The sequence below is a fragment of the Aeromonas sp. s13 genome (genome assembly GCF_040907905.1).
Lineage (GTDB): Bacteria > Pseudomonadota > Gammaproteobacteria > Enterobacterales > Aeromonadaceae > Aeromonas > Aeromonas veronii.
Genome location: NZ_JBFOCS010000082.1, coordinates 22,963 through 35,686, shown reverse-complemented (window position 1 = coordinate 35,686; position 12,724 = coordinate 22,963). Strand labels below are relative to the sequence as shown.

At 54.0% G+C, this 12,724-nt stretch carries 13 protein-coding genes; 9 read left to right on the top strand and 4 right to left on the bottom strand.

Going from position 1 to position 12,724, the window contains the following annotated elements; genetic code table 11:
- Positions 1–7 precede the first annotated feature (7 nt).
- A complete protein-coding gene (gene aroE, locus AB5Y82_RS19285; protein WP_368174405.1) occupies positions 8–829 on the top strand; it encodes a shikimate dehydrogenase in 822 nt (273 codons plus the stop codon).
- Positions 826–1,086, top strand: coding sequence for a DUF1488 domain-containing protein (locus AB5Y82_RS19280; protein ID WP_019445781.1), 261 nt, complete (start codon positions 826–828; stop codon positions 1,084–1,086). The genes aroE and AB5Y82_RS19280 overlap by 4 nt, the downstream gene beginning before the upstream one ends.
- A gap of 776 nt (positions 1,087–1,862) precedes the next feature.
- Here the strand turns inward: AB5Y82_RS19280 and yihA are convergent.
- Entirely contained in the window at positions 1,863–2,519 is a 657-nt protein-coding gene (gene yihA, locus AB5Y82_RS19275; RefSeq protein ID WP_026034975.1) for a ribosome biogenesis GTP-binding protein YihA/YsxC, read from the bottom strand.
- 142 nt (positions 2,520–2,661) lie between these two features.
- Here yihA and AB5Y82_RS19270 point away from each other — a divergent pair, with 142 nt between their 5' ends.
- The 4 genes from AB5Y82_RS19270 (at position 2,662) to hemN (ending at position 6,560) form a co-directional block, all read left to right on the top strand.
- Positions 2,662–3,279, top strand: a complete 618-nt coding sequence (locus AB5Y82_RS19270; protein ID WP_005339710.1) for a cytochrome c — start codon at positions 2,662–2,664, stop codon at positions 3,277–3,279.
- A gap of 836 nt (positions 3,280–4,115) precedes the next feature.
- Positions 4,116–4,703 (top strand): Der GTPase-activating protein YihI, encoded by a 588-nt coding sequence (gene yihI, locus AB5Y82_RS19265; protein ID WP_019445784.1) that lies wholly within the window; start codon positions 4,116–4,118, stop codon positions 4,701–4,703.
- An 11-nt stretch (positions 4,704–4,714) separates the two neighbouring features.
- Positions 4,715–5,155 carry a DUF2489 domain-containing protein gene (locus AB5Y82_RS19260; RefSeq protein ID WP_019445785.1) on the top strand — a complete coding sequence of 147 codons (441 nt, stop codon included), beginning with the start codon at positions 4,715–4,717 and terminating at the stop codon, positions 5,153–5,155.
- 31 nt (positions 5,156–5,186) lie between these two features.
- Entirely contained in the window at positions 5,187–6,560 is a 1,374-nt protein-coding gene (hemN, locus tag AB5Y82_RS19255) for an oxygen-independent coproporphyrinogen III oxidase (RefSeq protein ID WP_111900958.1), read from the top strand.
- A gap of 722 nt (positions 6,561–7,282) precedes the next feature.
- On the opposite strand, the gene AB5Y82_RS19250 is transcribed toward hemN, so the two are convergent.
- From AB5Y82_RS19250 to AB5Y82_RS19240, 3 genes are all read right to left on the bottom strand, one after another.
- Positions 7,283–7,651, bottom strand: a complete 369-nt coding sequence (locus tag AB5Y82_RS19250) for a hypothetical protein (RefSeq protein WP_005339715.1) — start codon at positions 7,649–7,651, stop codon at positions 7,283–7,285.
- A gap of 1 nt (position 7,652) precedes the next feature.
- The gene (locus tag AB5Y82_RS19245; protein WP_005339716.1) at positions 7,653–8,300 is read right to left on the bottom strand and encodes an AAA family ATPase; all 648 of its coding nucleotides are present in this window, start codon (positions 8,298–8,300) and stop codon (positions 7,653–7,655) included.
- Between the two features lie 97 nt (positions 8,301–8,397).
- Positions 8,398–8,574, bottom strand: a complete 177-nt coding sequence (locus AB5Y82_RS19240; RefSeq protein ID WP_005339717.1) for a hypothetical protein — start codon at positions 8,572–8,574, stop codon at positions 8,398–8,400.
- Positions 8,575–9,321: 747 nt separating this feature from the next.
- Here AB5Y82_RS19240 and arcA point away from each other — a divergent pair.
- The 3 genes from arcA (at position 9,322) to argF (ending at position 12,615) form a co-directional block, all read left to right on the top strand.
- Positions 9,322–10,542: an arginine deiminase gene (arcA, locus tag AB5Y82_RS19235; protein WP_005339718.1), complete on the top strand. Its 1,221-nt coding sequence runs from the start codon at positions 9,322–9,324 to the stop codon at positions 10,540–10,542.
- Between the two features lie 62 nt (positions 10,543–10,604).
- Positions 10,605–11,531 carry a carbamate kinase gene (gene arcC, locus AB5Y82_RS19230; protein ID WP_265776091.1) on the top strand — a complete coding sequence of 309 codons (927 nt, stop codon included), beginning with the start codon at positions 10,605–10,607 and terminating at the stop codon, positions 11,529–11,531.
- A gap of 79 nt (positions 11,532–11,610) precedes the next feature.
- Entirely contained in the window at positions 11,611–12,615 is a 1,005-nt protein-coding gene (gene argF, locus AB5Y82_RS19225) for an ornithine carbamoyltransferase (RefSeq protein ID WP_005339721.1), read from the top strand.
- The last annotated feature ends 109 nt before the right edge of the window (positions 12,616–12,724 follow it).

Genomic DNA, 12,724 nt, shown 5'->3' with positions numbered 1-12,724 from the left:
CTCTTTGATGGATCGTTATCTGGTTTTTGGCCACCCGGTGCGCCACAGCAAGTCCCCCTTCATTCACACCCTGTTTGCCAGACAAACCCAGCAAGAGCTGGAGTATGGGCTGGCTGAACCCGCCGTCGACGAGTTTGCCCAAACTCTGCGTGCTTTCTTTGCCCAAGGGGGCAAGGGGTGCAATGTCACCGTTCCCTTCAAGGAGCAAGCATTCACTTTGGTCGATCGCTTGAGCCCGAGGGCCAAGCGGGCGGGCGCGGTCAATACCATCAAGCTGACCGATGATGGCGTGTTGCTGGGGGATAATACCGATGGCGCTGGATTGGTCGCCGATCTCAAGTCCCATGGTGTGACGCTGGCGGATAGTCGGATCCTGCTGCTGGGTGCCGGTGGCGCGGCTCGTGGTGTATTGGCGCCGCTGCTGGCTGAGTTGCCGAGCGAGCTGGTGATCGCCAACCGCACCCACACAAAAGCGCAACAGTTGGCTGCCGAATTCTGCGATCTGGGGCCTGTGACTGCCCAGACCTATGAGCAGTTGGCAGGGCCATTCGATCTCGTCATCAACTCTACCTCCGCCAGCCTGCAAGGGGAGCTGCCGCCGTTGACTCCCGCCCTGATCCACACTGATATTGCCATCTACGACATGATGTATGGCGCCTCGGATACGGCCTTTATCAGTTGGGCCAAACAGCATGGGGCCCGTCAAACCATGGATGGACTTGGCATGCTGGTGGAACAGGCCGCCGAAGCGTTTACCGTGTGGCGCGGAATTCGTCCCGGGACTAAACAGGTATTGAGAGAGTTGAAGCGTAACTTGGGGGTGATATGAACCAGGGTATTCTGTTTCCCGATCTGATGGAGTGGCAGGCTGACGAACAGCGGGTGCGTTTTCCTGCCCAGCAGATGGGGGCGCTGATAGATTGTTACATCAGCCAGCGGCGGCTGGAGAGAATGACAGGTCTGGCGCTGACGAGAGAGGATGACATCGTCAGAGCCTTCGAAAGTGTACGTTTTGATATTGAAGACATGGCTGAAAAACTCATTGAAGAACAAGAGTTTGCTGAAGATGGTGCTATCTATCTCTGATTTTTCAAAGTTTTTTTGTTTTGTAGCGGAACTACTTTGAAATGGCGCTGACTAACTAGATAGTTGAGGAAGTGCTAGCTAGTCACCTTTATAACTCCCCGGTATTCGTACTGGGGATTTTTTTATCTGCATGAAAGTAAAAGGTTTTTTCTTAATCCGTAAGTTGTGAAACTAAATTACATAAATTACTTTCACTTTCTGCTGCTTTGCTGTACAGTTGTCTGCGTAGGGTACAGAGGTAAGATGTTCTATCTTTCAGACCTTTTATTTCACGTAATTGAATGTGGCTGAATAGCTGCCCCGATGAGGTTCTCGTCGGGGTGTTTTTTTATGCGCATCATTTAGAGTAAATGCTTTAAATTGGCGATGCATTTGATAGAATGAGGCTGCTTCTTGAGGAATACCTGTCGTCTGGTACTCAAGATTCAGCTTCTTCCCAATTTTTTGAACTTATTATTTCAGGCTGGATGGCATCACTGTCGTCCGGCCTCATTTTTATCCCTTTCGGTTAGGTTTTGTAATTAAATTTCATTTTTGTCTTTTTTTGTAATTCTGGTTCGTTTTGAAAGAACGAATTTGAAAACGCTCTCAACGTCTTTAGAGGTTAATTTCTTGTGTGAATTAACTGCCTATCTATATGAACTGTAAGCGGTAATGGATATAGCAGGGGAGGCGAATGCAGAGTGTTTGTCGTGAGGCAGGTGAAAGCGGCAATCTGAAACCCTTTCAATCAGCGGAGGAGTGCTCCGCCAATTGCAAGGAGAGCGAGGAGTAGATTACTCCTCGGCAGGTTGCTGTTCGTCAGCGTCCAGCAGGTCGGTATCGTCACCACTGACGTACCATTCGGTCAGGGTTTGCGCCAGCTTCTCCACACCTATATTGGTGAGGGAGGAGAACGCTTCGACCTGGATCTGGGAACCGAGGTTGGCAACGGCCTGGCGCACCTTGATCACCTGGTTGTTGCGCGGGCCGGGGCTCAGTTTGTCAGCCTTGGTCAGCAGTAGCATGACGGGCAGCTGACGGTGCGAGCTCCACTCCAGCATGTTCATGTCGGTATCTTTGAGCGGGTGGCGGATGTCCATCAGGATCACCAGACCTTTCAATGACTCACGGCGCTGCAGATACTCTGCCAGTGACTTTTGCCACTTGAGCTTCATTTCCAGCGGAACTTGCGCATAACCATAACCCGGCAAGTCGACCAGACGCTTGCCCGGTTCCAGCTCAAACAGGTTGATCAGCTGGGTACGACCGGGTGTCTTACTGGTGCGCGCCAGGTTCTTGTGTTTGGTTAAGGTGTTCAATGCAGATGACTTACCGGCGTTGGAACGGCCGGCAAACGCGATCTCGACACCCCCATCATTTGGCAGGTGACGGATGTCGGGTGCGCTGGTCACAAAATGCACCTTATTGAAATTCAGAGTTTGTGTATCCAACGTAAATTCCCCATGGAGATAGAGGGTTATAGAGTTACTTTTTTGTAAAATGGTGTAAAATAGCGTCGCTTAAACGCGTTTATTTTAACATGCCTTCAGCGGCATGGGATCTGGAAGCCTAATAACGAAAAGTTGGAACGCCATGAAGAACCTAGTCATTACTCTTGCTCTGATGGTTGGCGTAACGGGGATGGCACAAGCCAAGGGCGATGCCGCTGCGGGACAGACCAAGGCTGCCGTTTGTGCGGCTTGTCATGGACCGGACGGAAACAGCCTGGTTGATATGTACCCCAAAATTGCTGGTCAGCACGCATCATATATCAAAAAGCAGTTAGTTGAACTGAAGGCTGCCGCTTCTGGTCAAATTGGCCGGGTTGCGCCAGTGATGGGGCCGATGGCGTTACCTTTGTCGGAACAGGACATGGATGACCTGGCGGCTTATTTCTCCAGCCTGAAGGTTACCCCTATCGCTGTCCCTGACGACGTGGTCGAAGCGGGCAAGGCACTCTATATGGGTGGTGACATGAGTCGCGGTCTGGCAGCTTGTACGGCTTGCCATGGTCCCCGTGGCTCGGGTGTCGAACAGGCGAAGTATCCAAACCTGTCCGGCCAGCATCCTGCCTATATCAAGGCTCAGCTCACCGCATTCCGTGCCGGGACGCGTGACAACGATCCGAATGGCATGATGCGGGACGTTGCCAAGAAACTGACTGATCAGGATATCGAAGCCCTCTCCAAATATGTGGCGGGTCTGCACTGATATAGTCGATACGGTCGATTTGAGTTGAAACGGGGAGCCTGGGCTCCCCGTTGTTTTTATAGCTTTCAGATAATTCTCGGTTTAATCCCCCCGTTCTGTAAGAGATCTCCCATTCTCAAGGCAGGCCAAGGCTCATAAAATTGCATAAAATATTAAATAATCATTATTTATCAACAGATTATATAAATATTGATATTTTTCGACATGTTGAGAATGTTTTGAGTGGATTGAGCCGCTTTATAGAGTTGGTACAGTAGGCTTAATGGATTCACCCACGGATTGGGTGGCGGTTTCACGACAGGGTGTTGTGAGCAGAGGATGGCTGGCGTGGCGGGATGCCATGGGCTCGGATGAGCTGGCAAAGGATTGAAGGATCAGGATGGTGACCATCTCCGGAGCGGGATGGGGTTGCGGGATGCAGACTCCCCGGCACAATGGCAGGATGCGGTCGAGACGGGTCAAACAGGCACACGCACATTCAGGAACGACCAATATAAGGTCAGGATGACCACACAACGATATGATGCGGCGACAAGTTGTCACGGAGAGGATGAAACAGATTGTTTTGCCATTCAGGATGGCGCACGCATGAACATATCAAGGCAGCTTCGGCTGCCTTTTTTCTTTTGGGTCATTAACCCGATTAGCCATTCTGTGTCAAAATACCAGCAACATGCCCAGAGGATACCGATCCTGCGGTGTTCAGTGGCCTGATTGGGCCGGATTGGTGCGGGATCCTGCTCTTGTTCCAGCCTTACTGTTCCTCGCATCGTATCCCACCGGGTGAGATCATCCCGGGTACGGGTCAAACCAGTTATTTTCGGAGTTAGCCATTCATGTCTGCCAAACAACCCACTCGCAAGCCTACTGGCAAGCGCAAAGAATCTGATGTCAGTGCTCAGGAAGGCCGTGAGCGTAAACGGGCTGCCAAGCGAAAGGGCCTGAAGGCTGGTTCTCGTCAGCAAGTTGAACAGCCGAAGAACAAGTCTGGCAACAGCCAGTCCAAAGATCCGCGTATCGGTTCCCGCAAGCCGGTAGTTCTGGTGGTGGATGACAAACAGAAGAAGCCGGCAGCACCCAAGGCGGTGAAAGAGAAGAAGCTGGTGATGACCCCCGAGCAGGAGCTGGCTTCCATCGAAAACGATGATCGCTTGAATGATCTGCTGGATCGTCTTGATGCAGGTGAAACCCTGGAAGCGGCCGAGCAGGCCTGGGTTGATCAGCGTGTCGACCGTTATCAGGAGCTGATGGATGAGCTGGGCATCATCGACAACGACGATGATGAAGATGATGAGCTGCCGTTTGATGATGGCGATGACGCAGAGTTCGACGAGCAGAAACCAGCTTCCGAAGAGGAGCTGTGGGACCGTTTCAACCAGGTCGATTTCAAGCCGGAACCCAAGCCTGAGCCGAAGAAAAAGTGATGAGTGGATGGATGCTGGCCGCCCTGTTGGGCGGCCTGATTTTGTCAGGATTGGCCATCTATGCAGGCATGCTGCTGGCCAGACTGAGACGACAGCAAGCGATGCAGTGGCAGGCGATTACCGCTCGCAATGAACGAATTCTGGATAGCGTGCGGGTCATTGCTCATGCGGTGCAGGAGGGGCAGTGTGATTACTCCGAAGGCGCCATTCGGCTGACCAATCTGCTGGATGCGTTGCAGATCAAGGGGGGGCGAGCATTCGTTGCCGAGTTCCCGGGTCTGTACGGGCTGTATGAGAAGGTGAAAGATATGCCGACTCATGAGGCCAGACGTGCCCTCAAGCGCAATGAAGTGATGAAGATGGATCTCGAACGAAGCGGCTACGAGGCCGAGCTGGAGGCTCAGATCCTCAAGGATGTGGCCCAGCTGAAGGATTTTCAGTTAGGTCGGTGAGCCAACAATAACAACAAGAGAGGAAGCGAGCGTGCAAGCAGAACAGATTGTGTGGGATCAGGCCCTGATCGAAAAATATAACTACAGTGGCCCGCGATACACCTCTTATCCCACTGCGCTGGAGTTCAACGAGAGCTTCGGCTATCCGGATTTTGTCCGCGCTGCCGGCCAGTATCCCGAGCGCAATCTGTCGCTCTACGTGCACATCCCTTTCTGTCACAAGCTCTGCTACTACTGCGGCTGCAACAAGGTCATTACCCGCCATCAGCACAAGGCTGACGAGTACCTCGACTACCTGGAGCAGGAGATCAAGGCGCAAGCCCCGCTCTTCAAGCACCGTCTGGTCACCCAACTGCACTGGGGTGGCGGTACACCCACCTATCTGGATGAAGCGCAAACGCGCCGCCTGATGGCCATGCTGCGTGAGCATTTCCATTTCGCCGAAGAGGGGGAGTTCAGCATCGAGGTCGATCCGCGCGAGATTGCCATTACCATGCTGGATGTGCTGCGAGACGTCGGCTTCAACCGCATCAGCCTTGGGGTGCAGGACTTCAACAAGGATGTGCAGGTTGCGGTCAACCGCGAGCAGGACAACGACTTTATTAAAGCCATGCTGGAACGGGCCCGTGAACTTGGCTTCCGCTCGACCAACCTCGACCTTATCTATGGCCTGCCGCATCAGGATCGTGCCAGCTTCCACCATACGCTGGAAGAGGTGCTCAAGACGGATCCGGCGCGCCTCTCCATCTTCAACTATGCCCATCTGCCGAGCCGCTTTGCCGCCCAGCGCAAGTTGAAAGAGGTGGATATGCCTGCGCCGCAGGAGAAACTGGCCATGCTGCAGGACACCATCGCCTTTCTCACCGGTCAGGGTTACCAGTTCATCGGCATGGACCATTTTGCCAAACCCGATGACGAGCTGGCAGTGGCGCAGCGCGAGGGCAAGCTGCACCGCAACTTCCAGGGCTATACCACTCAAGGTGATTGCGATCTGCTGGGGCTGGGGGTCTCCTCCATCAGCATGATCGGTGATGCCTACTCCCAGAACCAGAAAGAGCTCAAGACCTATTACGCACAGGTTGCAGAGCTGGGTCATGCCCAGTGGAAAGGCTGCTCGCTCAATCAGGATGACCTGATCCGCCGTGAGGTGATCAAGCGGCTTATTTGTGATTTCCGTCTGAACTTTGCGTCTGTCGAGCAGGCGCATGGGCTCAATTTCAGAGAGTATTTTGCCGACGATCTCAAGCTGCTGCAGACCTTCATCAACGATGGATTGGTGCGTATGACGGAGGATGGTCTGGAGGTCTCCTCCACGGGGCAGCTGCTGATCCGCAATATCTGCATGTGTTTCGACGTGTACTTGCGCAACAAGGCACGCCAGCAGCAGTTCTCTCGCGTGATATAAGCTTGTTTGCCGATTATAAAACAGAAAAGGGCGCCATCGTGGCGCCCTTTTCATATGTATTTTTGCTTAAGCCGCGGGTCGGGAAGGTTCTGGCAAGAAGGCCGTGGGCTGAGGCAAGCGATAGGGCTGTGAAACGCAGATAAAAAGATGGGGGCGACTTGCGTCGCCCCCGGTAGTCGTATCGCTCAGATCCTTGAACGAAGTTGCTCCCTGCAATCCCTGACTGTTTACCTCTTCCTTTAGGTTTCCCCTTCCCAATCCTTTGGGGTGTCCTTTAGCCATCTTGGCCTGACGAGTCATCCTGTCCCGTCGCACTTTCTCCGTCCTGGGAGGTGTCCTTTACCACATCCTGTGGTGAGTCCATTTGCCCAACCCTGGCAGCCAGTCTTCCTGACCGACTTCATTGCGTCCGTGCATGAGTAACTATAAGGATTTTCTAACCGGCTACAACGCCAGATTGGAAAACGTTTTTGTCATTAGCTATTTCGAAAGTGATGCGTTTCGATTTATTCATTTATAAACAGATAGTTAAGTTACTCATCTTCATGTTTTAAGATCTTATCTTCCGATTATCTCGGGGATCTTTTCGGCTGTTGGCTTACATGTGGAATGGCAGATCTCTTACGTGGCGTTTTGGTTGCTTCAGAAACAGATTTTGCAGTCTGATGATGGTCATTCGGGGTGAGTGGGCGAGGCACACAAAGAGCGGTTGAATGGAGAAATTATGAGCGCTGGTTGAGCCGCTCATAGATGGTCTGGCGCTCTTCAGGAGTCAGCGAAGAGAAGTAATGGGTAAAGAGGCGCAGCAACAGGGACTTGTTCATGCCATCTTGCTGGGTCAGATTACCCAGCTCGTCGATGGCCACCGTGCTCATGGAGAAGGTGGCTTTTTTGTAGCTGGGCTTCAGGTGCTCGCCGCTCTCGATAAAGGCCAGCGCCGACAAGGCTTCGTCACGATGCAGGCCCAGTTCGAGGCTGACCACCTTGGGTTTGCCCTTGGCGTAGAACTCCGCATCTTCGATAAATTCGTCGACGGTGAACTTCTTCTGGTGATGCAGCTGGTGCTTTTTCTTCAGATCGGCCAGACCCATCTCACACCCCCACTTGCAGGAACTCTTTGGCGATGGCCCGGATCTCTTCGGCGGATTTGCCATCCGGCTCGATCTCCATCACCGACAGTCCCTTCTCTTCGCTGTCGTCATAGACGTTGCGACCATAGGTGATGGCGTTCAGGACGTCGACACCGAACGAGGAGCAAACCTCTTTCGCTTCGAGAATGCGTTTTACCTGATTGGGCAGGGCGGGGCACTGGGTCAGCACTACTGCTGCATTGAGGGTCGGGTTGACCATCTTGCAGGTGGTGATGAGATCTTCCATGTGGGGCAGGGTCTTGAGGTCGCGGCGTTTCGGACGCAAGGGGATCAGGGCGTGGGTGGCGACAGCCATGGTAGAGCGCAGCGCCCGGTTGTCTTGCCCGCCGCAATCGACGATGACGTAGTCGTAGCGGTTTTTCAGGCTGAGCAGGTCGTTGCGAATATTGCCATAGAGCTGTACGCAGTTGATTTGTGGCAGCTCCGGGTTGTCGTTGCGCTCCTGAATCCAGTCAGAGGTGGTGCGCTGCGGGTCGCAGTCGACCAGTAACACCTCCCCCTGAAATTGGGATCTGAGGTAGACCGCCAGATTTTGTGCCAGGCAGCTCTTGCCACTCCCCCCCTTCTCTCCACCGACCAACAAGATCATGACGTTCCCCTATCCATGAGAAAACCGCTGATTTCAGTATAGGAGGGGCCTGTCTCATCACAAGGCGAGAGGAGTGATGCTCCTCTCGTTGTTTCGACTAGTAATGAACGCTGCCTCCCTGCCAGCGGCAGACATAGTCAGGCACCAGCATCTGGGGGGCCTTGTCGACATGGCATACCACCATGGGCATGGCAGGGGCTCCTTCAGCCTGACTGAGGGTGGGGAGCGCAGAGAGCAGCAAAGTCGCGAGCAACAGCATGGGTTTCATCTTCATAACAACTCCTTGGTAGTGCCATTCCTGTGTGATCTGGATCACTTTCTGAGTTAAGTCGAGGTTGGCGCCAGCGCAAGGTGAGACGAATAAATTCAATTAATGAAAAAAGTATCAAAAGGCGTTGTGGTGACCGACGAGGATGGTTGCCCACCTTGATGCGGACTTTGTGCATATTAAGTTGAACCGCACAAAGAGGTGGTGACTTATGGGGCCGAGCCTGATGGGGTTGGCATCAATGCCATGATCTGGAACAAGAAAAGATTTATGCAGTGAATGTGGTCGATGTGAGTATTTATTTCTCACGTGTTCATCCCGTCACGGCGATGTATTCAATACCTAGGGAACAATATTCAAATTATATTTGTAAAGTTACTTATAGTAATGATTTTTAACGGTTTTTGTTATTTGCATTTAATCACTCCAGTGAACTGGCATGAATAAAAAATGAATCAATCTGAAATATAGCAGGGTGGTTTTGCATGGTTATTCGGTGCGCTTTGTGTGGAAAATGCGCAATTTGCTACCGGGGTCATAGATTGGATGGTGAATATATTCAGTTCTGAGTGAATGTGATCAATGTCTAAGTTTGTCGTGATTCGCAGGGCTAACCTCGGTCTCGAAAGGCAAGGGCAGGATAGAACATAAGCCGATTACCCTACATAAAGAATATCCCGCCTTAGCCACGAGCATGAATAGAAGGAATCTATTCAATCACTCGCAGGGACCACTGCTAGACGGAATATAATCATGAGCAAATTTTATGTAGGTTCTGAAGTTGGCCAATTGCGCCGTGTCATGTTGCACCGCCCCAACCTCAGTCTGAAGCGTCTGACTCCTTCCAACTGCCAGGATCTGCTGTTCGATGACGTCCTGTCTGTTGAACGTGCCGGTCAGGAGCACGACAAATTCGCTCAGGTACTGCGCGATCAGAATGTCGAAGTTTTCCTGCTGACCAATCTGCTGGCCGAAACCCTGGATGTGCCGGAAGCCAAAACCTGGCTGTTGCAACATCAGGTCTCCGACTACCGCCTCGGCTCTTCTTTTGCCAACGACGTGCGCTGCTTCCTGGCTGACATGCCGCACCGCGAACTGGCCCGCATTCTCTCCGGCGGCCTCACTTACTCCGAGATGCCCTACAGCGGCGTCAACATGGTAGTGGGCATGCACGCTCCGACCGATTTCATCATCGAGCCGCTGCCCAACCACCTCTTTACCCGTGACACCTCCTGCTGGGTTTACGGTGGCGTCTCCATCAACCCGATGGCCAAGCCGGCTCGTCGCCGCGAGACCAACCATGTGAAGGCCATCTACCGCTGGCACCCGATGTTTGCCGGTCAGGACTTCATCAAGTACTTCGGTGACGAGGAGCGTGACTACGACAACTCCACCATCGAGGGTGGCGACGTACTGGTGATCGGCCGCGGCGCTGTGCTGATCGGGATGTCCGAGCGCACCACCCCGCAAGGTGTCGAGCACCTGGCTCGCAGCCTGTTCAAACATGGTCAGGCCAAGCAGGTCATCGCTATGGAGCTGCCGAAGCACCGCAGCTGCATGCACCTGGATACCGTGATGACCCACATGGATATCGACACCTTCTCCGTTTATCCGGAAGTGATCCGCAAGGACGTGCAGTGCTGGAGCCTGACTCCGGGCGGCGCCACCGGTATGAACATCAAGGAAGAGGGTTACTTCGTCACCGCCATCGAGAAAGCGCTGGGCGTGGATCAGCTGAAGATCATCACCACTGGTGGTGACAGCTTCGAAGCCGAACGTGAGCAGTGGAACGACGCCAACAACGTGCTGACCGTACGTCCCGGCGTGGTGGTGGGTTACGAGCGCAATACCTACACCAATGAGAAATATGACAAGGCCGGTATCACAGTTCTCTCCATCCCGGGTGATGAACTGGGCCGTGGCCGCGGCGGCGCCCGCTGCATGAGCTGCCCGATGGAACGCGACAGCATCTGATGAGACGGCGTGGCGCCGGCAGAAGCTGGCGCCACACAGAACCAAATTCGAGATTAACCACTATGAAAAAACCAACTGTCGTCGTCGCTCTGGGTGGCAATGCACTGCTCCGTCGTGGTGAGCCACTGGAAGCGGATATCCAGCGCAAGAACATCGCAACTGCCGCCAAGACCATCGCCCTCATCGCTCAGGAGTACAACGTGGTGCTGGTGCATGGCAACGGCCCGCAAGTCGGCTTGCTGGCCCTGCAAAACAGCGCCTACACCAAGGTGTCCCCCTATCCGCTGGATGTGCTGGGTGCCGAGTCCCAGGGCATGATCGGCTACATGCTGATCCAGGAACTGAAAAATCTGATGCCAAGCCGCAACGTCACCGCGCTGCTGACTCAGGTGCAGGTCGATCCCAAGGATCCGGCATTCGCCAACCCGACCAAATTTATCGGCCCCGTCTACGAAGAGGCTGAAGCCCGCACCCTGGCAGAAGAGAAGCGCTGGGTGGTCAAGGCTGACGGCAAGTTCTTCCGCCGTGTAGTGCCGTCCCCGCTGCCCCAGCGTATCGTCGAAGGCGACGCCATCGAAACCCTGATTGCCCAGGGCCACCTCATCATCTGTACCGGTGGCGGCGGCATCCCTGTGACTTGGGATGGTCAGAGCCTGACCGGTATCGAAGCCGTCATCGACAAGGACATGTCTGCCGCCTATCTGGCCAAGCAGATCAAGGCCGACGCCCTGCTGATCCTGACCGATGCCGATGCCGTCTATCTGGATTGGGGCAAGCCGACCCAGCGTCCGCTGCGAGTCACCAGCCCGGACGAGCTGGCCGGGGTCAAGTTCGACGCAGGTTCCATGGGACCGAAAGTCGAAGCCTCCTGTGAATTTGTCAAAGCGACCGGTGGCATGGTTGGCATCGGCTCGCTGGAAGATGGTCTTGCCATCCTCAAGGGTGAAGCCGGCACCAATATCGTCGCCACCCGCACCGTACATGCGTAATTACCGATATCTGTACTGAGAATGCGTAGTCAACACTACTGCCCGAACTGGTCTGAAACATATATAGAGAGAACTCATCATGGCTTTTAATCTGCGTAACCGTAACTTCCTGAAACTGCTGGACTTCACCCCGCGCGAAATCCAATACATGATCGACCTGGCCATCGACCTGAAAAAAGCCAAATACGGTGGCTACGAGCGCAAGCATCTGGTCGGTAAAAACATCGCCCTGATTTTCGAGAAGACCTCCACCCGTACCCGTTGTGCATTTGAAGTGGCGGCCTTCGACCAGGGCGCGCAAGTCTCCTACCTTGGCCCAAGCGGTTCCCAAATCGGTCACAAGGAGTCCATGAAGGACACCGCCCGTGTACTGGGTCGCATGTATGACGGTATCGAATACCGCGGCTACGGTCAGGAGATCGTGGAAGAGCTGGGTGCCTACGCCGGTGTACCGGTCTGGAACGGCCTGACCAACGAATTCCACCCGACCCAGATCCTGGCCGACTTCATGACCATGCTGGAGCACGGCAAGGGCAAGCGTCTGGATCAAATCAAGTTCGCCTACCTGGGTGATGCCCGCAACAACATGGGTAACTCCCTGATGGTCGGCGCCGCCAAAATGGGCATGGACATCCGCCTGGTCGCACCGAAAGCCTTCTGGCCGGAAGAGGAGCTGGTTGCCAAGTGCCGCCTGATCGCCGAAGAGACCGGCGCACGCATCACCCTGACCGAAGATGTGAAAGAGGGCGTGCTGGGTGCGGACTTCCTCTACACCGACGTCTGGGTATCCATGGGTGAAGCGAAAGAAGCCTGGGATCAGCGCGTCAAACTGATGACCCCGTATCAGGTCAACATGGATGTCATCAACGCCACCAAGAACCCGGATGTGAAGTTCATGCACTGCCTGCCGGCGTTCCACAACGACGAGACCACCATGGGCAAGGAAGTGGCTGACAAATATGGCATGAAAGGCCTGGAAGTGACCGAGGACGTGTTCGAATCCGAGCACAGCATCGTGTTCGACGAGGCCGAAAACCGGATGCACACCATCAAGGCAGTGATGGTTGCTACGCTGGGCGACTAAGGTCGCAGTAGTGGTGCCGGGGGGCGACCCCCGGCTTTTCGACCATGTGACAGCGGCATAATACCTCTAACCCTACAACCCGCAGCCTGCATGGATACCACACCCACAG

Bases quoted from the DNA above. Each gene is read 5' to 3' on its own strand.
- aroE (WP_368174405.1), top strand. From the start codon at position 8: ATGGATCGTTATCTGGTTTTTGGCCACCCGGTGCGCCACAGCAAGTCC.
- AB5Y82_RS19280 (WP_019445781.1), top strand. From the start codon at position 826: ATGAACCAGGGTATTCTGTTTCCCGATCTGATGGAGTGGCAGGCTGAC.
- AB5Y82_RS19270 (WP_005339710.1), top strand. From the start codon at position 2,662: ATGAAGAACCTAGTCATTACTCTTGCTCTGATGGTTGGCGTAACGGGG.
- yihI (WP_019445784.1), top strand. From the start codon at position 4,116: ATGTCTGCCAAACAACCCACTCGCAAGCCTACTGGCAAGCGCAAAGAA.
- AB5Y82_RS19260 (WP_019445785.1), top strand. From the start codon at position 4,715: ATGCTGGCCGCCCTGTTGGGCGGCCTGATTTTGTCAGGATTGGCCATC.
- AB5Y82_RS19250 (WP_005339715.1), bottom strand. From the start codon at position 7,651: ATGGGTCTGGCCGATCTGAAGAAAAAGCACCAGCTGCATCACCAGAAG.
- AB5Y82_RS19245 (WP_005339716.1), bottom strand. From the start codon at position 8,300: ATGATCTTGTTGGTCGGTGGAGAGAAGGGGGGGAGTGGCAAGAGCTGC.
- AB5Y82_RS19240 (WP_005339717.1), bottom strand. From the start codon at position 8,574: ATGAAGATGAAACCCATGCTGTTGCTCGCGACTTTGCTGCTCTCTGCG.
- arcA (WP_005339718.1), top strand. From the start codon at position 9,322: ATGAGCAAATTTTATGTAGGTTCTGAAGTTGGCCAATTGCGCCGTGTC.
- arcC (WP_265776091.1), top strand. From the start codon at position 10,605: ATGAAAAAACCAACTGTCGTCGTCGCTCTGGGTGGCAATGCACTGCTC.
- argF (WP_005339721.1), top strand. From the start codon at position 11,611: ATGGCTTTTAATCTGCGTAACCGTAACTTCCTGAAACTGCTGGACTTC.